Annotated in this window: 20 protein-coding genes and 1 tRNA gene; 13 read left to right on the top strand and 8 right to left on the bottom strand. The window is 72.4% G+C overall.

The genetic code is table 11. From position 1 onward, the window contains the following. Positions 1–34 precede the first annotated feature (34 nt). Positions 35–1,225 carry an acyl-CoA dehydrogenase family protein gene (locus EDD29_RS17350; protein WP_123665408.1) on the top strand — a complete coding sequence of 397 codons (1,191 nt, stop codon included), beginning with the start codon at positions 35–37 and terminating at the stop codon, positions 1,223–1,225. Then, positions 1,222–2,328, top strand: a complete 1,107-nt coding sequence (locus EDD29_RS17345; RefSeq protein ID WP_123665407.1) for an acyl-CoA dehydrogenase family protein — start codon at positions 1,222–1,224, stop codon at positions 2,326–2,328. The genes EDD29_RS17350 and EDD29_RS17345 overlap by 4 nt, the downstream gene beginning before the upstream one ends. A 105-nt stretch (positions 2,329–2,433) precedes the next feature. On the opposite strand, the gene EDD29_RS47725 is transcribed toward EDD29_RS17345, so the two are convergent. The 3 genes from EDD29_RS47725 to EDD29_RS17330 all read right to left on the bottom strand — a co-directional run bounded on the left by EDD29_RS47725 (position 2,434) and on the right by EDD29_RS17330 (position 3,856). Continuing rightward, positions 2,434–2,793: a ClpX C4-type zinc finger protein gene (locus tag EDD29_RS47725; protein WP_123665406.1), complete on the bottom strand. Its 360-nt coding sequence runs from the start codon at positions 2,791–2,793 to the stop codon at positions 2,434–2,436. Between the two features lie 277 nt (positions 2,794–3,070). Continuing rightward, positions 3,071–3,142: transfer RNA gene (locus EDD29_RS17335), tRNA-Gly, on the bottom strand. A gap of 114 nt (positions 3,143–3,256) precedes the next feature. Then, positions 3,257–3,856, bottom strand: a complete 600-nt coding sequence (locus EDD29_RS17330; protein ID WP_123665405.1) for a TetR/AcrR family transcriptional regulator — start codon at positions 3,854–3,856, stop codon at positions 3,257–3,259. A gap of 249 nt (positions 3,857–4,105) precedes the next feature. On the opposite strand from EDD29_RS17330, the gene EDD29_RS17325 reads away from it, so the two are divergent. The 11 genes from EDD29_RS17325 (at position 4,106) to EDD29_RS17275 (ending at position 16,416) form a co-directional block, all read left to right on the top strand. Next, entirely contained in the window at positions 4,106–4,924 is an 819-nt protein-coding gene (locus EDD29_RS17325) for an MlaE family ABC transporter permease (RefSeq protein WP_123665404.1), read from the top strand. Next, a complete protein-coding gene (locus EDD29_RS17320; protein ID WP_123665403.1) occupies positions 4,924–5,787 on the top strand; it encodes an ABC transporter permease in 864 nt (287 codons plus the stop codon). The genes EDD29_RS17325 and EDD29_RS17320 overlap by 1 nt, the downstream gene beginning before the upstream one ends. Beyond that, on the top strand, positions 5,784–6,797 hold the full coding sequence (locus EDD29_RS17315; RefSeq protein ID WP_123665402.1) for an MlaD family protein: 1,014 nt from the start codon (positions 5,784–5,786) through the stop codon (positions 6,795–6,797). The genes EDD29_RS17320 and EDD29_RS17315 overlap by 4 nt, the downstream gene beginning before the upstream one ends. A gap of 1 nt (position 6,798) precedes the next feature. Beyond that, the gene (locus EDD29_RS17310) at positions 6,799–7,872 is read left to right on the top strand and encodes an MCE family protein (protein ID WP_123665401.1); all 1,074 of its coding nucleotides are present in this window, start codon (positions 6,799–6,801) and stop codon (positions 7,870–7,872) included. Continuing rightward, positions 7,872–8,888: an MlaD family protein gene (locus tag EDD29_RS17305; protein ID WP_123665400.1), complete on the top strand. Its 1,017-nt coding sequence runs from the start codon at positions 7,872–7,874 to the stop codon at positions 8,886–8,888. The genes EDD29_RS17310 and EDD29_RS17305 overlap by 1 nt, the downstream gene beginning before the upstream one ends. Then, positions 8,885–9,931 carry an MCE family protein gene (locus tag EDD29_RS17300; RefSeq protein WP_170201445.1) on the top strand — a complete coding sequence of 349 codons (1,047 nt, stop codon included), beginning with the start codon at positions 8,885–8,887 and terminating at the stop codon, positions 9,929–9,931. Before EDD29_RS17305 ends, EDD29_RS17300 begins: the two co-directional genes overlap by 4 nt. Further along, complete coding sequence (locus tag EDD29_RS17295) at positions 9,928–10,932, top strand: MCE family protein (RefSeq protein ID WP_148085987.1); 1,005 nt, start codon at positions 9,928–9,930, stop codon at positions 10,930–10,932. Before EDD29_RS17300 ends, EDD29_RS17295 begins: the two co-directional genes overlap by 4 nt. A 10-nt stretch (positions 10,933–10,942) precedes the next feature. Then, positions 10,943–12,247 (top strand): MCE family protein, encoded by a 1,305-nt coding sequence (locus tag EDD29_RS17290; protein ID WP_123665397.1) that lies wholly within the window; start codon positions 10,943–10,945, stop codon positions 12,245–12,247. After that, positions 12,244–13,212, top strand: coding sequence for a hypothetical protein (locus tag EDD29_RS46335; protein WP_123665396.1), 969 nt, complete (start codon positions 12,244–12,246; stop codon positions 13,210–13,212). The genes EDD29_RS17290 and EDD29_RS46335 overlap by 4 nt, the downstream gene beginning before the upstream one ends. A 100-nt stretch (positions 13,213–13,312) precedes the next feature. Continuing rightward, complete coding sequence (locus tag EDD29_RS17280; RefSeq protein WP_123665395.1) at positions 13,313–13,678, top strand: hypothetical protein; 366 nt, start codon at positions 13,313–13,315, stop codon at positions 13,676–13,678. Beyond that, positions 13,678–16,416 (top strand): tetratricopeptide repeat protein, encoded by a 2,739-nt coding sequence (locus EDD29_RS17275; protein ID WP_123665394.1) that lies wholly within the window; start codon positions 13,678–13,680, stop codon positions 16,414–16,416. Before EDD29_RS17280 ends, EDD29_RS17275 begins: the two co-directional genes overlap by 1 nt. An 11-nt stretch (positions 16,417–16,427) precedes the next feature. Here EDD29_RS17275 and EDD29_RS17270 read toward each other — a convergent pair whose 3' ends face one another. From EDD29_RS17270 to EDD29_RS17250, 5 genes are all read right to left on the bottom strand, one after another. Further along, on the bottom strand, positions 16,428–17,495 hold the full coding sequence (locus EDD29_RS17270) for an XdhC family protein (protein WP_123665393.1): 1,068 nt from the start codon (positions 17,493–17,495) through the stop codon (positions 16,428–16,430). Between the two features lie 77 nt (positions 17,496–17,572). Continuing rightward, entirely contained in the window at positions 17,573–18,409 is an 837-nt protein-coding gene (locus EDD29_RS17265) for a mycofactocin-coupled SDR family oxidoreductase (RefSeq protein ID WP_123665392.1), read from the bottom strand. Positions 18,410–18,589: 180 nt separating this feature from the next. Beyond that, positions 18,590–19,258 (bottom strand): SRPBCC family protein, encoded by a 669-nt coding sequence (locus EDD29_RS17260; RefSeq protein WP_123665391.1) that lies wholly within the window; start codon positions 19,256–19,258, stop codon positions 18,590–18,592. Beyond that, a complete protein-coding gene (locus EDD29_RS17255) occupies positions 19,255–19,746 on the bottom strand; it encodes a (2Fe-2S)-binding protein (RefSeq protein WP_123665390.1) in 492 nt (163 codons plus the stop codon). The genes EDD29_RS17260 and EDD29_RS17255 overlap by 4 nt, the downstream gene beginning before the upstream one ends. Then, complete coding sequence (locus tag EDD29_RS17250) at positions 19,739–20,614, bottom strand: FAD binding domain-containing protein (RefSeq protein ID WP_123665389.1); 876 nt, start codon at positions 20,612–20,614, stop codon at positions 19,739–19,741. Before EDD29_RS17250 ends, EDD29_RS17255 begins: the two co-directional genes overlap by 8 nt. Positions 20,615–20,617: the final 3 nt, after the last annotated feature.

Raw genomic sequence — 20,617 nt, 5'->3', positions numbered from 1 at the left:
CCCCCCGACCCCCACCCCGTGAGGAAGTAGAAGGATGTCCGACGAGACAGCGCGCGAGGACCTGCGGCAAAGGGTGGCCGGCTTCCTCGCCGAGCACGACCCGGCGACCACCGAACCACTGGAGTTCCTGCGCGCCCGCTACGACGCGGGCCTGGCCTGGGTGCACTACCCGGTCGGAAACGGCGGCCTCGGCCTGCCGCAGAGCCTCCACGCCGACGTCGACCGGCAGTTCGCCCGCGCGGGCGCGCCCACCAACAACCCGCGCGCCAACGGCATCGGCCTGGGCATGGCCGCCCCGACGATCCTCGCCTTCGGCACCGAGGAGCAGAAGCGGCGGTTCCTGCGCCCGCTGTGGACCGCCGAGGAGATCTGGTGCCAGCTGTTCAGTGAACCCGGCGCGGGCTCCGACCTGGCGGCGATCGCCACCCGCGCGGTCCGCGACGGCGACTCCTGGATCGTCAACGGGCAGAAGGTGTGGACGTCGCACGCGCACAACGCCCGCTTCGCGATCCTGGTCGCCCGGACGAACCCTGACGTGCCCAAGCACGGGGGACTCACCTACTTCCTGTGCGACATGACCGACCCGGGGGTCGAGGTCAGGCCGCTCCGCCAGATCACCGGCGAGGCCGAGTTCAACGAGGTGTTCCTCACCGACGTGCGCATCCCCGACGCGCACCGGCTGGGCGCCGAGGGCCAAGGCTGGAAGGTCGCCAACGCGACGCTCAACAACGAGCGGGTCGCGATCGGCAGCGGCGGCGCGCCCCGCGGCGGCGGCATGATCGGGGTGGTCGCCCAGACCTGGCGCGACCACCCCGAGCGGCGCACCCACGACCTGCACGACAGGCTGCTCAAGCTGTGGGTGGAGGCCGAGGTCGCCCGGATCACCGGCTCCCGGCTGCGGCAGAAGCTCAAGCAGGGCCAGCCCGGCCCCGAGGGCTCGGCGATGAAGCTGACGTTCGCGCGGCTCAACCAGCAGCTTTCCGGACTGGAAGTGGAGCTGCTCGGCGAGGACGGCCTGCGCTACTCCGACTGGACGCTCGTGCGCCCCGACGGCGTCGACTTCACCGGCCGCGACGCGGGCTACCGCTACCTGCGCGCCAAGGGCAACTCGATCGAGGGCGGCACCTCGGAGATCCTGCGCAACATCGTCGCCGAGCGGGTGCTCGGCCTGCCCGCCGAAGCCCGCGCCGACAAGGACATCCCCTGGAAGGACATCGCGAAGTGAGCGACCTCGAACTGCTCTACACCGACGTCGAGGACGACCTGCGCGCCTCCGTCCGGGCCCTCCTCGACGACAGGTGCGACGCGGCGTCGGTCGCCGCGCTCTACGACGGGGACCGCACGATCGTCGCCGGGCTGTGGAAGGCCCTCGCGGTCGACCTCGGCCTCGCCGGGCTGCTCGTGCCCGAGGAGTCCGGCGGCGCGGGCGCCTCGGCCCGCGAGGCGGGGGTGGTCCTGGAAGAGCTCGGCAGGTACGCCGCGCCGGTGCCGTTCCTGACCAGCGCGGTGGTCGCGACGGTCGTGCTCGCCGAGACGGGCGGGCCGCTCCTGGCCGACCTCGCCTCGGGTGCGAAGACCGCCGCCCTCGCCGTCCCGCTCTCCGCGGCCCCGCACGACCCGGTCCCGGCGACCGCACGGGTCGAGCCGGACGCCCATCTGCACGGGACGGTCAGCAGCGTCGCCGGGGCGCTGGAGGCCGACGTGCTCCTCGTTCCGGTCCGCACGGGCGACGCGATCGCCGTCTACGCGGTCCCGGCCGCCGACGTCACGCGCACCCCCGTCGTCTCCCTCGACATGACCCGGCAGCTCGCCGATCTCCGTCTCGACGGGGCCGCCGCCGAACTCGTCCTCGCCGACGGGGAGCCCGCGATCCGCCGGGCGCTCCTCGCCGGGGCGGGACTCCTGGCCTCCGAGCAGGCCGGCCTGGCCCAGTGGTGCCTGAGCACGACCATCTCCTACCTGAAGGAGCGCCGCCAGTTCGGCCGGGTCGTGGGCGGCTTCCAGGCGCTCAAGCACCGCCTCGCCGACCTCTTCACCGACGTCGAGTCGGCCTCCGCCGCCGCCCGCAACGCCGCGGCGTCCCTGGCCGCCGACACCCCCGACGCCGACCTCGCCACGGCCGTCGCCCAGTCCTACAACGCCGACCTGGCGGTCCGCGCCGCCGAAGAGGCGGTGCAGCTCCACGGCGGCATCGGCATGACGTGGGAGCACCCCGCCCACCTCTACCTCAAGCGCGCCAAGGCCGACCAGATCGCCTTCGGCTCCCCCGGGTCGCACCGCGCCCACCTCGCCGAGCTCGCCGACCTCCCGGCTCCGGGCACCCCCTGAGCCGGGGCCCGCGCACCCCCGTCGCCCTGAAGGCGCGCAGCCGACGGGGGTGCGCCTCCGGACCTCCCCGAGGGGGGCCGGCGAGGCCGGGCTGCTCCGCGCGGGTCACTCCTCGCCGGAGAACCGCTCCCACGCGGACTGCCGGGTGGTCCCGAGCGCTTCGCCGAGCCTGACCCAGGTGACGCCGCGCCGCCGCAGCTCCCGGACCCATGAGCGCAGGTCGGCCTCGGCCTCGTCGATGTGCGCGGCGACACGCGGGATGTGCGCCAGCATCTCCTCGTCGCTCAGCGCGCCCCACACGGGCGCCCGCCGCCGCTCGGGATCGTCGGAGGTCCCTTCGACGACCGACGCGGCGAGGGCCACGCACTCGTCGCAGATATAGACGCCGGGACCGGCCACCAGCCTCCCGACCTCGGTGCTCGGCTTGCCGCAGAAAGAGCACAGCAGGGCTTCGATAGCGGTCACGGCGCACTCCAGGTGTCAGGGTCTCCCTGACACCCTAAATCCGTCAGGAAATCCCTGACAAGAGACCCCGTCCAGCGGAGGATCCGCGCTGAGCCTTCGTTCGAGTTCGCGGTCGCAGACGCGGGAGCGGGCGCGCATTCCCCCGCCCGTCGCTCTTCACTTCGGCTCCCCTCCCCTCTTCGTCGCGGATCTCCCTCGACGTGCGGTGGTGTCCGCGCCGTCAGGGCCGGCCCGACCACCCGAGGGTCGTTGCTCCGCTCGGCCGCAGTCAGGTTCGAGCCGCACCGGGGACTCGAACCCCGTCCTTCTGCTCGGAAGGCAGATGCCTCAACCCGTCGGCTTGTGCGGCGACGCTTTCGTCCCCTGAGAATGCATCCTCACCGCACCGGAAGTCATCCGAATTTCCCGCCGACGAGCGATACCCCCTTCACGGGGCGCTTTTCCGCGTCGGTCGCCCGCGGAGTCAGGCGGTGGGGGCGAGGCGGGGTTCGCCTTCCAGGTCGAGGAGGAGGGACTCGATGAGGGTGATGGTCTCGGCGTGGCCGGTGTCGAAGCCCAGCGCGGTCTCCAGGGAGAGCATGCGGGAGAGGCTGGAGATGAGGACGGTCAGCACGACCGGGGAGAGGGACTCGGCGAGGCCGTAGCGCGGGAGGATCTTCTCGAGGGCGGCGATCTGGGCCCGGCGGAAGAGCTCCGAGTAGCGGGCCATCTCGGTGCGGACCGCCTCACTCTGCGCGGCGAGGCCGGTGAACTCCATCGTGATGGCGACGGCCGCGGGGTCGGTGCTGTACCGCCACAGGGCCCAGAGGGGCTGTTCGGAGGCGAGGGCCGCGGCCTGGAAGGCGAGGCCCTCCTCGGCACGGCGGCGGAAGACCTCGATGAGCAGATCGTCCATGGTGCGGAAGTAGTAGTGCACGAGCTGCGGTTTGAGTCCGGCACGGGCGGCGACCCTGCGTGAGCTGACGGCGGTGTGCCCCTCCTCGAGGAGGAGGCGCTCGGCGGCGTCGAGGAGGACACCGCGGTTCTTCGCGTCGGGCGCGCCGATGCGGCGCGGCGATGCCATCTGGTCGACCTCCTGGCTGCGTGATCATCACGCCGGGCAGTGCGGGCTCACATCGTATCGTCACCCTCCGCTGTGACCTTGACCACAGGATACCGCCATGCTAAGCATATGCTCAGCAATACTGGGCACATGCCCAGCATCACTATACGGAAATTGCATTCTTCTTTGAGTGAAGGGCCATTACCGGCCGTTCACCTGCACGGTCAGCTGATTCAGTGCCTTCTCCCACCCCCCTGGTGAAGGAGCGACATGGCCTCACCCCCGTCCTCGCTGCCTCGTCTCCTCGGCGACAGGCTCTCCCCCCGCCGCGCCCACCGCGGCCTCACCTCGCTCGGCGAGCTGTTCTCGATCGGGCTGGAAGGGCTCCGCCGCACGTGGGACGTGCGGCGCTGGTTCTGGGAGTTCATCGAGCAGTTCGCGTTCCTCGCCCGGGTCACCACCCTGCCCGTGATCATGGTCGCGCTGCCCCTCGGCGCGACGGTCGCCCTCCAGGTCGGAGACCTCGCCGGACAGCTCGGCGCCCAGTCCGCGACGGGAGGCGCCGTCATCGTCGGCCTGGTCCGCGAGGTCGCGCCGATCGCGTCGGCGCTCATCATCGCCGGGGCCGGCGGCTCGGCCATGACCTCCGACATGGGCGCCCGCAACATCCGCGACGAACTCGCCGCGATGGAGGTGATGGGCATCAATCCCATCCACCGCCTCGTCACGCCGCGCATGTGGGCGGCCAGCATCGTCGCGACGATGCTGGCCTCCCTGGTCATCATGTCCGGGGCCGTCGGCGGGTTCGTCTTCAACGTGCTGCTCCAGGGTGTGACGCCCGGGGCCTACTTCGACGGCGCCCTCGGCCTGCTCCGGGTGTCCGACCTGTTCGTCACCCTCTTCAAGGCCTGGATGTTCGGCATGATCGCCGCCCTGGTCGCCTGCCACAAGGGCATGAACTGCGAGAAGAGCCCCGTGGGGGTCGGCCGCGCGGTCAACCAGGCGACGGTCGTCGCGTTCATGCTCGTCTTCGCCTTCAACTACATCATCAGCACCATCTACTTCCTCGCATACCCGCCGGAGGGCTGATGCTCATCGACGCACAGCGCACCGCGGCGGTACGCGTCATCAAGGTGTCGGCCGCCGCCGCGCACCGCACGGCCTCCCTCGCGGAGTGGCCGGTCTTCGTCCTCAAGGTCGTGTTCTACTCGCTGCGCGACATCGTCCTGCGGCTCAGGTACGGCAAGACCGTCCTGATCCAGGTGAGCGACATCGTCATCGGCGTCGGCGCGACCGTCGTCGGCGGCGGCATGGTCTTCGTCATCTTCATCATGTCGCTGTTCCTCGGCACCGAGGTCGGGCTCCAGGTCTACACCGGGCTGCAGGTCATCGGCGCCGAGTCGTTCATGGGCCTCGTCGGGGCCTTCGTGAACGTCCGCGAGACGACCCCGATCATCGCCGCGATCGCGCTGGCCGCCCAGTGCGGCTCGTCCTTCACCGCGGAGCTGGGCGCGATGCGCATCTCCGAGGAGATCGACGCGCTGGAGGTGATGGGCATCAACTCGTTCGTCTACCTCATCTGCACCCGGGTCGTCGCGGCGCTCCTCGCGCTGGTGCCGCTCTACCTGATCGCGCTGTTCGCGAGCATCTTCGCGACCCGGACGATCAGCACCGAGTTCTTCGGGCTCGCGCCAGGAGTCTTCGACTACTACTTCTACCTCTATTTGCCACCGCAGGACCTCTTCTACAGCGCCGCCAAAGTCGGCATCTTCGCCTTCGCCGTGGTCACCATCCACTGCTACTACGGCTACTACGCGAGTGGCGGCCCGGTGGGCGTCGGACGGGCGGCGGGCCGTGCCATCCGGTTGTCCATCGTGGCCATCGTGACCCTGAACCTCCTGCTCAGCTATGTGTTCTGGGGTCAGGGCGGCACAGTGAGGCTCGCCGGATGAGCGGGACGCTTTCGGAGGCGCGCCGGATCGCGATCACCCTGGCCACGGTGGTCGTCCTCGCGCTGCTCGGCTACCTCGCCGTCGCCAAGCCCTTCGCGGCCAAGGGCCGGCTGATCACCGCCGACTTCGGCGCGGCCGGGCAGGGGCTCACCAAGTCGTCCCCGGTGAAGATGCGCGGCGTGACCGTCGGCCGCGTCAGCGAGATCGAACTCGCCCCCGGCGGCGGCGCCCGGCTGACGCTGCGGATCGACGAGCACGTCCCGGTGCCCGACTCCGCGGTGGCGTCGCTGGAGCCCGAGTCGATGTTCGGCCCGAAGTTCGTCAACCTCATCCCCGGGCCGCACGAGGAGGTCGGACCGTTCCTCGCCGACGGCGCGACGATCGAGCGGACGTCCGACAGCCTCGACCTCACCGGGCTGCTCGGCGAGGCCGACGCCGCGGTGGGCGCGATGGACCCCGCGCAGGTGGCGGTCGTCGTCGACGCCCTCGCGCAGGGGCTCGGCGGCGCGGGGCCGAACCTCGCCGGCCTGCTGGACAGCACCGAGACCCTGCTCGGCGTCGCCTACGACCAGCGCGGCAGGGCCGAGTCGTTCCTCGCCGACCTGGCCAGGCTCGCCCGGCTGCGCGGCATCGGCGCGGACACCGCGACCGTCGTCACGAACTCGACGGCGCTGATGGAGACCCTGACCTCGGGCAAGGACCGTGGCCTGAAGACCGCCGCGGGCGTCTCCCAGCTCTCCGCCCTCCTCGGCCCGGGTCTCTCCCGGCACGAGGGCGACCTGCGGGCCGCCTTCCGCTCCGGCGAGAACGCGACGGCCTTCCTGGACCACGTGCTGCCCATCGCGGGCGACGGGGTGCGGACCGTCATCGACCTCCTGTGGGTGTTCAAGGCGATCAGCTGGGCTCCCGGACCCCAGGGCAAGCACCTTCTGTCCGCGGAGATCCTGCTGCCCACCGACCCTTGCGAGCTCATCATCGGCATCTGCCCCGGCAGCACGGGAGGCAACTGACATGCGCGGACGCCTCCCCTCCAACGCCAGGACCCGCCTGCGGATCGGCTCCGTCACCCAGGTCATCGTGTTCCTCCTCCTCACCGGGGCGCTCACCGCCTTCATCTCGGTGCAGATCGTGCGCCTCGGCTTCGGCGAGACCTACCGGCTCACCGCGGTCTTCGACGACGCCAGCGGCCTGCGATCCGGCGACAAGGTGAAGATCGCGGGCACCCCCGTCGGCCAGGTCGGCGAGATCGAGGTGGTGGACGGCAAGGCCGAGGTCGAACTGAAGGTCGAGACCGCCCACCGGGTGCCGCGCGACAGCGAGGCGGCGATCCGGTGGCGCGACGCGGTCGGCCAGCGGGTGGTCTACCTGGTGCCCGGCGCCGACCCCGAGATGCTCGGCGACGGCGACGAGATCGCCAAGACCCGCTCGGTCGTGGACGTCGGCGATCTCATCAACCGGCTCGAACCGCTCGCCCGGGGCCTCGACCCCGACCAGGTCAACGCGATCCTCGCCGCGATCTACACCGCGATGGACGGCACCGAGGACGACGCCGTCGCGCTGCTCGCCAACGTCGAGCGGCTGTCGGACACCCTCGACGGCCGCAAGCAGACCCTGGAGAACCTGATCGCCGACTTCTCCACGGTCAGCGGCGTGCTCGGCAGGCGCGACGACCAGATCGCCCAGGCCGTCGACGACCTGGCGACGCTCACCGAGGCGTTCGCCGACAACCGCGCGCTCGTGGACGACGCGATCGAAGAACTCGCCAAGACCCTGCGCACCACCGACAAGGTCGCCGGGGACAACGCCGACGACCTCGCGGACATGCTCGGCAGGCTCAGCGCCGTCATGGACGGCACCCGGCGCAACCTCGGTCCGCTCCAAGGCCTGATGAGAACGACCGGACCGAAGCTGGAGGACATGTTCGACATGGTCAACGAGGGCCGGTTCCTGATCGGCGCGGTCCCGTGCCTGACGCTCGCACCGGGCCCGTGCCCGTACGACGTCAAGCTCAGCGAGGTGCCCGAGCGGGACACGGGCGAAGACGTCTCGCCCGCGCTTCCCGACCTCGTCGTGGGAGGCACGTGATGGCGCTCAAGTCGTTCCGTGACCGCGACCAGGCGGTCGTGGGCGTCGCCTCGCTCCTGGTCATCGTGGTCGGGCTCGTCGCGGTCTTCCTCGCCGGGTCCACCGGGCTGCTCCACGACCGCTACACCGTCACCGGCGTGTTCGCCGGGACCGGCGGGCTGCACGAGGGCAACGAGGTGCGGGTCGCCGGGATCAAGGTCGGCGAGGTCACCGCGGTCGAGCCCGACTTCGCCCAGGGGCTCGTGCGGATCGCCTGGAAGGTGGACAGCAAGGTGAACCTCGGGCCGCAGACGCGCGCGGAGATCAGCACGTCCAACATCCTCGGGGGCAGGTACCTGCGGCTCAGCGGGCCCGTCTCCGAGCCGTACCTGGCCGACCTGCCGGAGGGCGAGCGGGCCATCCCGCAGGACCGCACCCGGCTGCCGGTCACCGCAGGCGACGTGATCTCCACCGGCACCAAGACCCTCGGCCAGCTCGACGCGAAGCTCATCGGCGACGTCATCGACAAGCTCGGCGGGATCTCTCCGCGCACCCGCGAACGCCTCGCCGACGCGCTGCACGGCCTCACCCAGCTCGCCGACGCGCTGGAGAACTCCGGCCCGGAGCTGCGCGAACTCGTCAACAGCGCGGACCGGCTGCTCACCGTCGTCACCGCCAAGGACGCCCAGCTGTCGCGGCTCGCCAAGGGCATCCAGGCGCTGCTGGACCAGCTGCGCGACCGGGAGGCCGAACTCGCCGTGCTGTTCGGCAGCGGCAGCAGCGCGGTCACCCGGCTGTCGAAGCTGATCGACACCCAGCAGCAGGCGCTCATCGACCTGATCGACGACCTCGGGGGAACCGTCGAGACGCTGCGGCCCGGCCTCGACGACATGAACACCACCCTGGCCTGGCTCGGCCCGGCCATGGGCGCGTTCTCCACCATCGGCTCCTACGGCCCCTGGCTCGACGCGGTCGGCACCCAGATCGGCCCTGTCGCGCCCGAGGACCTCGCCGAACTGCTCGGGGGGAAGAAGTGACGCCCCGCCGCGCGCTGACCGCCGCGCTCCTCTCCGTCACGCTCGTCGCCGGCCTGGCCTCGGGATGCGCCCTGCCGGGGGTGTCCGACGGCTACCGGATGACGGTCTACTTCACGAAGTCCCCGTCGCTGTACGAGCGGTCCCGCGTCAAGGTCATGGGCGCGAACGTCGGCATCGTGGAGCGGATGCGGATCGAGGACCACCGGGTCAGGGTCGACGTGCTCATCGACGGCCATGTCCCGGTCCCGGCCGACGCCTGGGCGACGATCAGCGCCGAAACGGTCATCGGCGAGCGCAGCGTGGTGCTGTACCCGCCGTGGAAGCCGGGCGCGGCCAAGGCCGAGGCGGGGGCCGTCATCCCGGTCGAGCGGACCGAGCCGCCCGTCGAGATCGACGAGGCGCTGCACTCCTTCACCGGCCTGACCGAGGCGCTCGACCCCGAGAAGGTGCGCGGTCTCCTGCACACCGGGGCCGAACTCGTCGACGGGCGGGGCAAGGGCATCAACGACGCGCTCGCCACCACCGCGGACGTCGCCGAGGACCTCGCCGCGCAGGACGAGAAGATCGTCTCGGTGGCGGCGCGGATGAAGGATCTCGCGGCGTCCCTGAACAAGCGCGACAAGAAGCTGCGCGCGCTCATCGACGCGTTCAGCGAGACCAGCGGGCAGCTCGCGTCGGAGCGGACCCGGTTGAAGAACCTCCTGGTCGGGCTGGAGGCGCTGATCCGCAAGGGCGAGGTGATCGTCACCGCGTACCGGGAGGATCTGCCCGAGACGATGGCGCAGACCTCGTCCCTGGTGATGACGCTCAAGGCCAACAGCGGGTCGCTGGCGCAGGGGATCGTCGGCCTCGCCGGCGTCACCGACGCGATCAGCGGCGCGTGGGAGCCCGGCATCGACGCGATCAAGATCCGGGTCCATCTGAACGCGACGCTGCGGATCTGGCTCCAGCCGATCTTCGACGCGATGAACTGGGGCGAGGTGCCGTGCCTGGACGAACCCATCGGGAACTGCCCGTCCGTCGAGCGGAAGGCGGGGTCGTGAAGCGCGCGCCAACCGCAGTACTCGTCCTGGTCACGATGTCGGCCGCGGTGTCGGGCTGCTCGCTTCAGACGCTCGGCGCGCCCAAGGGCGACCTGACCCTGTACGCGGTCTTCGACGACGTGCAGAACCTGGTGCCCGGCCACGGGGTGCAGATGTACGACGTGCGGGTCGGCTCGGTCACCGCGGTCGCCCTCCAGGGCTACCGCTCGAAGGTGACGCTGTCGCTCGTGGACGGCACCCGGATCCCGGTCGGCACCGCGGCGACGATCGCCAAGACGAGCCTGCTCGGCGAGAACTACGTCAAGCTCACCCCGCCGGAAGGGGCCGTGCCCCGGACGGCGCAGCCGCTCGCGTCCGGCGCCGAGCTCGCGCAGACCTCGGTCGAGCCCGACCTGGAGCGGGTCACCGCGCGGGTCGGCCCGGTCCTCGCCGCGCTCGGCGGCGAGAGCCTGGAGGACATCGTCGGCGGCCTCGCGACCGGCCTCGACGGGTCGGGACCGCGGCTCCAGAAGATCATCCGGGAGGCGTCGGCGGTCTCCGAGTCGTACGCCGACGCGGGCGAGGACCTGCGCGATCTCGTCGACGGGCTGAACCGGCTGGGCTCGGCGCTGTCCGGCAGCGCGCCGGAACTGGCGAAGCTGCCGGACGACGTGGTGGAGCTGACCGGGCGGGTGCAGAAGGACCGCAAGCAGCTCAAGCAGACGCTCACCGACCTGACGTCGCTCGCCGAGACCGCCAACAAGGTGATCCGGGAGGAGCACGGCGCCCGGCTGCACACCCTGCTGAAACGGCTCGACCGCGTCCTGCGCGCGGTCCTGCGCGGCAAGGAAGACCTCAAGACCGTCACCAGGGACCTGCTGGAGAAGCTGATGAAGGCTCCGCGCGTCACCCACGAGGGGCAGGCGCTCGCCTACGCCTACCTCGCCGGGTTCCTGCCCACGGGCAAGGCGCCGGAGCGCGACTTCGCCGCCCAGCTCAAGCGGCTCCTCGGACCGAAGTGAGGACCCCGCCATGAGACCCCGCATCCTGCTGAACCTCGCGGTCTTCACCGCGCTCGCGGCCGTCATGGTCTCCTGGGCGCTGCTGACCCTGCTGCCGCTCAGGTTCGGCGCGCCCGCGCTGCGGGTGGAGGCCGAGTTCGCCTCCTCCCCCGGGCTGCGCGCCGGACTGGAAGTCGACTACCTGGGCGTCCGCGTCGGCAGCATCGAGGAGGTGCGGCTGAAGCCCGGCAAGGTCGCCGTCACGCTCCTGCTGGAGACCGAGCCGAAGCTGCCCGCCGCGGTGACCGCCGCGGTGCTGCGCAAGTCCGCGGTCGGCGAGCCGTACGTGGAGCTGGAGCCGCCCGTGGCCGCGGCCGCGGGGCCGAATCTGCGGGACGGCGACACCATCCCGCTCTCACGCACCGAGGTCACGGTGGAGTACCAGGAGCTGTTCGACAGCGCGGGCAAGATGCTCCGCTCGGTCGACCCCGCGGATCTGCGCGTCATCACCCGTGAGCTGTCGGCCGGTCTCGACGGGCGCGGCCAGGACCTGCACGACGCGCTCGCCGACCTGGACCGGCTCGCCGGCACCGTGGCCGACGACGCCGGGGTGCTCGACGCCCTGGCCGTCCAGCTGACGGCCCTGGCGGGCACCCTCGCCGACGAGGGGCCGCAGCTCGCGTCCGGGATGAACGACCTCGCCGCGTTCACCGCGACCCTCGGCACCTCGCTCAAGGAGGTCGACGGGATCCTGACCCGCGCGCCCGGGTTCCTGGAGCAGGTCAACGGCCTGCTGGAGGACTCCCGGCCGGGGCTGCGCTGCGTGCTGACCGCGATGGGCACGCCGGGCCCGCCGGTGTTCACGCCGAAGAACGCCAAGACCCTCGAACACGGGCTGCTCAACCTGCGCGACGTGTTCCCCAAGATGGTCAAGGACGTCGTCATCACCCGGTCCGAAGGATCCTACATTCGGGCGGTCCCCCTCATCAGCCTCGCCGGGCCCGTCCCGAACGCCGAGGAGTACGCGAATTCCCTGCCCAAGACCGAGATCCCGCCGGTCTACACCTGCCGCACCGACCAGGCCGCGAGCGCGAAAAGCCCGGCGGACCCGGGCTCGCCGAGCGCGACGCCCGGCGCCACCGACGAGGCGGCCCGGCCCGCCGGAACCGATCCTCGGCAGGTCTTCGAGACGTCCCGTCCCGAGGCCGCCGACCCCGCGCGCGGCCCTTCGGGGTTCCCGGCGCGTTGGCTGCTCCTCGCCGCGGCCGGGCTGATCCTGCTCGGCACCGCGGCCCACACCGTCCGCCAGCTCTACTCGACCAGGAGAAGATCATGAAGACGAGGACCTCCGCGGACCCCGAGCTCGCCCCCGCCGGCCCGTCCCCGGCGGGCGCCCCCGCCCCCGGCACCACGGACGAGGCACTCCTTTCGGACTCGCTCGAGGAGACGTCCGGCGAGGCCGACGCCGAGGCCGCCGAAGACGCGGCCACGGCGAGTGACGCCGAGGAGACCGCCGTCGAAGCCGGGACCACCGCCTCCCCCGTCGAGGACGTCGCGGAGGAGACCGCAGCCGAAGCCGTGCCGGAGACGGAGCCGAAGAAGGCGGTGAAGAAGCGGGTTCCGGCCGTCGCCGAGGATGATGAGCCGTCCCCGGCGAAGAGGCGGAGGGAGTTCCGGCTCCGCGCGCCCGGCCTGCCGTCGCGGCGGCTCACCGTCGCGGTGCTCGTGCTGGTGTTCCTCACCGCGGTCGCCACGGCCGGGATCCAGTGGCGCGAGGCGGACCGGCTCGCCGCCCAGGACCGGATCGAGCAGCAGGTGCGCACCCGATCGGCGGAGTTCGCGCGCGCCCTCATGGCCTACGAGCACACCGACATGTCCGCCGCGCAGTCCCGCATCCTCTCCTTCGCCTCCGCGGACTTCGGCAGCACCTACGACACCGCCTTCGCCCCCCTCTCGGGCATCATCACCAAGTACCAGGCCGACGCCACGGCCACCATCCGCGACATCTACCTCACCGAGGTCGACGGCCAGCTCGCCAAGACCCTCGTCGTCCTCGACAGCGAGGTCAAGAGCACCCTGGGCGTCCGCCGCGTCAGAGGCGCCAAGCTCCTCCTCGAACTGGTCAAGGAGAAGGGCGAATGGCGCGTCGACTCCATGATCACCCTCCCCGCCGACGAAGACGTCCTCACCGACCCCCAGGGCAACACCACCTCCACCGCCGACAGCGACGCCGCCCTCACCCCCACCGACGCCACCGACGCCACCGACGCCACCGACGCCACCGACGAAAAGACCCCCTGACCGCCGTCCGGATGCGGCCACTCATGAAGGCACCGGCTTCCCCAGGGGCACACCAGCCCTCGGGTCCACCCGCTCCCTTCGACAGAACCCGAGGAGTCCCATGCAGCGGGCGAAGGTGATCTTCTGGTGCGGTGCCGCCATCGCCTCGACGGCGGCGGGTGCCCTGGCCGTCTACCTGGCTTCCGTGGGCTGGGACGAAGCCGACAAGATCGCCGGCGTGATCAGCCTGTTCGTCGCGCTCATCGGCCTGGCACTCGCCGTCTGGGGTGCCGTCGCGTCCGGAAGCGGCGGCGATCTCCGGGTCGGCGGCTCCCTCACCGACGTCGGCCGGACCAAGGGGGACGTGGTCATCCGGCGCCGGGATCGGGGCCGAAGGGGGCCTCCCGGGACCGGCCCCGCCGTCGCGGGTGACCACGACCGGGTGCGGCGGACGAAGGGATCGGTGCGCATCGAGGACCAGCCCTGATGGCCTGGTGGTCGCTCCTCCGCCGAAGCACTGCAGCGTCGCGCGGGCCGACCGGGATCGGCGGCAACGTGGTCGTGGTGAACCGCACCAAGGGCGACGCCACAGTCGTGATCGAGGCGCCCGGACCAGCCGCTCCCCCGGAGCCGCCCGGCCACCCGATCACCGAGCACGACCCGTTCGACCTTGACGTCCACGAAGCCATCGCGGTGCCCGGCGACCTTCCGGCGCTGCCGGTGTACGTCCGGCGCGGCCATGACGCCGCGCTGGACGAGCGGGTGCGGGAGACACGCTCCGGCAGGAGCGCGGCGGTGCTGCTCGTCGGGGAGTCGTCCACGGGGAAGACACGGGCCGCGTGGGAGGCCGTCAAGGACCTGCCCGAGCCGTGGACCCTGTGGTACCCCTCCGACGCGGGGGAACTGCTGCGGGGCGTCACCGCCGTCGCTTCGCACACCGTCCTCTGGCTCGACGACGCCCAGCAGCATCTGCTGACACCGGGGTCCGTGGACGGAGAGCGTGCGGCGGCGGCATTGCGCGCGCTCCTGCGGGACCGGGACCGCCGTCCCGTCCTCGTCCTGGGCACGATCTGGCCCCGTCCGTGGCAGCGGCTCACCGGTCCGCCCCCTGACAGCGGTGATGACCTTCACGCACAGGCTCGGAGACTGCTCGTCGGCCGAGCTCTGAGCGTGCCCACCGCGTTCACCGGCCGCGACGAGCAGGCGTTGCGGGCGCTCACCCGAAGGGACGCACGCCTCGCCGAGGCCGCGGCCCGCGCAGAGGGCGGCCGCGTCGCGCAGTTCCTCGCGGGCGCACCCGCGCTCGTCGAGCGCTACCTCACCGCGCCGCCCGAGATCAAGGCGCTGATCGAGTGCGCCGTCGACGCACGTCGGCTCGGCTTCGGCACGGTGCTGCCCCGGACCCTGCTGGAGACCGCGGCGCTCGGCTACCTCGACGCCGCGCAGCAAGACGCGCTCCCGGTCGGTTGGGCCGACGGCGCCTTCGCCCAGGTGTCGCCGCCGATCCGCGGAATCCGCGGCCCTCTCAGCCCCTCCATGCCCGGCCCCGACGGCCCTGCCTACACGCTCGCCGATTATCTGGAGCAGACCGGCCGTGTCACCCGGCACGGAAGGCTTCCGCCGGCGGCGCTGTGGGACGCGCTGCACGATCACGCAGAGCCGGAGGCCCTGCTCCGGATCTCCGCCTCCGCGAGCGAGCGCGGCCTGCTGCGGACCGCGGTCCGATTCTGCCTCAAAGCCATGGAGATCGACCCGTCCGCGGGGCGGCTCCAGATCTCGCGGCTGATGTCCTCCTCCGGACGCGACCTCGAGGCGGCGGAATGGGCGGCCGCGGCCGCGGAGGCCGGCGAGCCCGGTGCGCGGGCGCGGCGCCTCTCCCTCGTGTGGGACGCCGCGAGCCGGCTGAACTGCACGAGCATGGCCGCGCAGGCCGACGCGGACTACTGGCTGGGGTTCGGCCACGACGAGAACGAGGAGCACCTGGCCGTCTACGAGGCCGCGGGCGGAGACACCGCGCTGGAGGAGGCCCAGCGGGCACGTCGTGCCGGTGAGTCCTTCACCGAAGACGTCGAGGACTCCGACGACGACCCGCCTCCGGAGCGTGCCTACCCGTCGCTGCGGGCGGCGGGCTCTCGGTTCCTCGATCTCCTGCGCTCCGGCAAGGGCGGTGCGGGGGCGGCCGTCGCCGGGCTCATCGAGCCGGGCGACATCGACGCGGATCTACCGGGCTCCTGGACTCAGGCGGGCGTGTCCCAGTGGGAATCCGGGCGAAAGGGGCTCGGGCTCGACCTGATCCGGCACGGCGCGGACCTCGGGGACTTCCACGCGATCGATCACGCCAAGGGGCTGCTGTCCGGCGATTCCTTCCTCTCGTGGCTTCGCGAGGTCGCTGATGGCGGGAACATCCAGGGCGCGGGAAGGCTCGCCGCGGCTCTGACCCGGGAGGGATCCGACGACGAGGCGCTGGAATGGTGGCTCGTAGCTCTCGAACGCGGTTACCCGGAGGTGCTGATCAGAGTCCGCGGACTCCTGGCGCGCGTCGCGGCGGAGGAAGGCGGCGAAGACAAGATCGTCGATTGGTACCAGAAGGCCGCGGCCCTCGGTGCCGATGACGCCGCGGGCATCGCCGCCGATCTGCTGCGCGCCGGGGGCCGGTTCGCCGAGGCCGCGCTCTGGTACCGGAAGGCGATCGAGTCCGGGGACCGCGACTCCGTCGAGGATCTGGCGCGGCTGGTCGCCGACACCGGCGAGGGCGGCGCGGAGGCGGACTGGCTGCGCGACCGCGCCAAGGCGGGCGACTCCGCGGCTGCGGCGGGAGTCGCCCTGATCCACTGGTCGTCCGGTGAGCGGGAAGAGGCCCTTCTCTGGCTCCAGGACCGGGGTGCGGCCGGGGACGTCGAGGCGCTGCGGACTGCGGTCGACCTGCTCGCCGGGGACGCGCGGGAGGAGGAGGCGATGGCGCTGTTCCGCCGGGTCGTGGAGACCACCGCGTCGAGGCGCGCCGTGCGGCCGGCCAAGGCGCCGACGGCCGTGCCGGGCAGGCCGCTTCCCGAGATCGACGCGCGGTCTCCGCTCTTCGAGGCCCGGCGGATCCTGCGCGAGATGGGCAGTGCCGGTGAGGCCAAGCGGCTCTACCGGTACGGCTGGGACACCGACGGCGGCATCGCCGAGTCCTGGGAGGCCCACCCGCCCCCACCTGTCCGCCCCGCGAGATCCGAGCCCTGACCCGGAGCCGGTCAGGGGATCGGGAGGTCGTGGTGGAGGGGACCTGTGGTGGCGTGGAGGGGTCGGGCCGTGGCTTGGTGGCGGGTGGCGACGATTTCGGCCGCGATGGCGAGGGCCGTCTCCTCGGGGGTGCGGCCGCCCAGGTCGAGGCCGATGGGTGAGTGGAGGCGGGAGAGGTCGGCGGGGGTGAGGCCCGCTTCGCGGAGGCGGGCCAGGCGGTCGGTGTGGGTGCGGCGGGAGCCCATGGCGCCGATGTAGCCGACGGGGAGGCGGAGGGCCACTTCGAGGAGGGGGAGGTCGAATTTGGGGTCGTGGGTGAGGACGACGACGGCGGTGCGGGAGTCGACGGGGGTGGCGGCCAGGTAGCGGTGGGGCCAGTCGACGACGACCTCGTGGGCGTCGGGGAAGCGGGCCGCCGTGGCGAAGACGGGGCGGGCGTCGCAGACCGTCACGCGGTAGCCGAGGAAGCGGCCGAGGGTCGCCATGGCCGCCGCATGGTCGATCGCGCCGAAGATCAGGAGGCGGGGGCGGGTCGCGGCCGAGGCGACGAAGACCTCAAGGCCGGGACGGCAGTGGATCGCGCGGACACCGGTCCGGCCCAGCTCCAGCAGGGCGCGGGCTTCGGCGACGACGGCGGCGTCCACCTCGGGGTCGCCCGTGGTGCCGAGGACACCGTCCGGACGGATCGCCAGGGTGGCGCCGGAGGCGGCCAGGACGTGTGCGGCGGCCACCGGGGAGGGGCCTGCCGCGGCCTGGAGAACCTCGGGCGGGGGTGCGGGCTGCACGAAGACCTCGACGGTGCCGCCGCAGGTGAGGCCGACGGCGAAGGCGGTGTCGTCGGCGTAACCGAAGGCCTCGCGCACCGCCACGCCCGTCCGCAGGACCTCCTGGCACAGTTCGTAGACGGCGCCCTCCACACAGCCGCCGGAGACGCCGCCGACGGCCTCGCCGTGCTCGCTGACGGCCATCGCCGCGCCCGCCGGACGCGGGGCGCTGCCGCCGACGCCCACGACGGTCGCCAGCGCGTACCGGGTGCCCTCCCGGCTCCAGGCGAGGAGCTGAGCGGCGATCTCACGCATGCGCGGAGCCCTTCTCCCACCGTGCCCCCTCCCGGATCCGGAAGGGGGCACGGACGGCGTTCGTCAGCGGGATCGGGTCACTTGAGCAGGGCGCCCGCGTCGATGGGCAGGGTGACGCCGGTGATGTACCTGCCCTCCTCGGAGGTGAGGAACACGATCGCGTTGCTGATGTCGACGGCCTCGACCCACGGGACGGGGAGCGAGTTCATCATCTGCGAGATCGGCGCCATGTCCTCGGCCGTCGGGTTCTCCAGGTCGGGGCGGAACATCCGGAAGGTCATGTCGTTGATGAGCATCGGCGTGTTGACCTGGGTGGGGTGCACGGAGTTGACCCGGATGCTGTGCGGCGCCAGCTCCACGGCCATGGTCCGCATGAGCCCGACGATGCCGTGCTTGGTGGAGACGTAGTTGGCGATGAACGGGTGGGCCTTGAGGCCGCCGACGGAGCTGGTCAGCACGACCGAGCCGCCCCGGCCGCCGTCGATGACGTGCTGGACGGTGGCCCTCGCGGTGTGCCAGACACCGGTCAGGTTGACGTCGACGGAGTCCTTCCAGTGGTTCGGGTCCATCTTCTCCACCGCGTCGCCGGAGGCCGCGAGGCCCGCGTTGGCGATGACGATGTCGAGCCTGCCGAACCGGCTCACGCCCTCGTCGGCGGCGGCCGTGAGCGCGTCGAGGTCGCGCACGTCGGCCTCGACCGCGTAGATGCGGCGGCCTAGTCGTTCGACCTGCTCGACCGTCTCCTGGAGGTCCTCCGGCGTCGACATCGGGATCGGGACGCTGTCGATCTGCTTGCAGATGTCGACGGCGATGATGTCGGCGCCCTCCTCGGCCAGCCGCACCGCGTGGCTGCGGCCCTGGCCGCGCGCCGCGCCCGTGATGAACGCGACCTTTCCTTCATGTCGTCCGGGCATCGCTACCTCTTCTCTATGGCACTACTCAGGGGGGTGGTGGGTGGAGGTACGGGGGTGGTGGGTGGAGGTACGTGGGCGGAGGTACGGGGGTGGTGGGCGGAGCGCTCGGGAGTGCCGTCCGGAGCCGGGCGGGCGCGTCGCGCGGCCCCGGACGGCGTTCGTGGTCCGCGGCTCAGCGCGCTAGGCCGGGCCCCGTGAGCGGCGGCGGCGTAGCAGGGCGATGAGCACGAGGAGCACGGCGGCGGCCCCGGCGGGCGGGGCGAGGTGGCGCAGCAGTCCGGTGGACGGCTGGAGCAGGTCTATCGGGGCCGCGGGGGCGGCCGGCGTGGGACGCGGGGCGGGCGCGGCGGGAGCGGCGTCCTTCTCCTCCGGCGGCGGCTGTTCCGGCGCCGCGGCCGCGCTCCCCGACTCGGCGAGGTGCGCCGCGAGGTTCGCGGCGAACTGGCCGATCAGGGAGGTCGCGACGTCGGCGAGGGTGCTGCGGCCGAACTGGGCGGGCTTGCCGGTGATGGCGAGGTCGGTGTCGATGAGCACGTCGGTGCCCGATCCGTCGCCGGTGAGCGTGCAGGTGACCGTCGCCTTGGCGGTGCCGCCGCCGCGCGTCTCCCGCCCGCTCGCCTCCAGGACGGCGACGCGCGCGGCCTCGTCGAGCGAGACGAACGCGACGGTGCCGCTGTAGGTGAGCCCGATCGGGCCGAGCTTGACCTTCACCTTCCCGCCGAAGGTGTCGCCCTCGTGGGACGTCAGGGTCGCGCCGGGCACGCAGGGCGCGATCCGCTCGATGTCGAGCAGCACCGCCCACGCCTCGGCGGCGGGCACGGGGATGCGCAGGTCGTTCTGGAGTTTCACCGGGCCTCCTCGGCGCTGATCTCGTCCGCCGCCGCCCGGACCGCCTTGAGGATGCCCTGGTAGCCCGTGCAGCGGCACAGGTTGCCGGACAGGCCCTCGCGGATCTCGTCGTCGGTGGGGTCGGGGTTGTCCTTGAGCAGGGCGGTGGCCGTGACGACGAAGCCGGGCGTGCAGAAGCCGCACTGGAGGCCGTGGTGGTCGCGGAACGCCGCCTGGACCGGGGACAGGGTCCCGTCGGGGGCGGCGATCCCCTCGACGGTGGTGAGCTCGGCCCCGTCCGCCTGGGCGGCGAACATGAGGCAGGCCCGTACGGCGGCGCCGTCCATGAGGATCGTGCACGAGCCGCAGACGCCGTGTTCGCAGCCCAGATGGGTGCCGGTGAGCCCGCAGTGCTCGCGCAGGAAGTCGGCGAGGGTGAGCCGCGCGGGAACGCGACCGCGCCGTTCCCGTCCGTTGATCCTGAGCCGGATCTCGACCACGTCAGACATCGCTCGCCTCCTTCACGGCGCGCTTCCATGCGCGCGCGACCATCACCCGGCCGATGTGCCTGCGGTAGTCGGCGGACGCGTGCAGGTCCGCGGGGACCGACGCGACCTCCGCCAGGGCGGCCTCGGCGACCTCTTCCGGGGTCCGCCCGGCGGCGTCCCGGCCCGTCAGCTCCGCCTCGGCCGCGGTGGCGCGGCGGGGCGTGGGGCCCAGCCCGAACAGGCCGATGCGGCACCGCGCGATCCGGCCCGCCCCGTCGAGTTCGACGGCGACGGCCGCGCCCGCGATGGCGAAGTCGCCGCTGCGCCGCGCGAACTCCTCGACGGCGAAGCCGCTGCGCGGGCCGCGCACGGGGAAGGTGACGCCGGTCAGGAGCTCGTCCTCCTCCAGGAGGGTGCTCCACATGCCGGTGAAGAACTCCGCGGCGGGCAGCGTCCGGGTGCCGCGCGGCGACAGGGTCTCCAGCTCCGCGTCGAGCGCGAGCGCGACGGCCGGGTACTCGGCGGCGGCGTCGGCGTGCGCGATCGAGCCGCCGAGCGTGCCGCGGTTGCGGATCTGGAAGTGCCCGATGAGCGGGGTCGCGCGGGCCAGCAGCGGCACGTCGGCGGCGACGGTCTCGGATCTGCCGACCTCGGCCTGGGTGGTGGCCGCGCCGATCCAGACGCGACCGTCGCGCCGCTCGATCCCGCGCACGCCGTCGACGCGGCGCAGGTCGACCAGGTGGCCGAAGACCGCGAGCCGCAGCGCCAGCATCGGCACGAGGCTCTGCCCGCCCGCGATCACCTTGGCCTCGTCGCCGAGCTCGGCGAGCAGCCCGACGGCCTCGGCGGCGTCCTCGGGCGCGTGGTAGGACAGCGGCGGGGGCTTCATCCG

The sequence above is a fragment of the Actinocorallia herbida genome (assembly GCF_003751225.1).
Classification (GTDB): Bacteria; Actinomycetota; Actinomycetes; order Streptosporangiales; family Streptosporangiaceae; genus Actinocorallia; species Actinocorallia herbida.
Note: the sequence above shows the minus strand (reverse complement) of the source record. Positions and strands in the feature narration are given on the sequence as shown.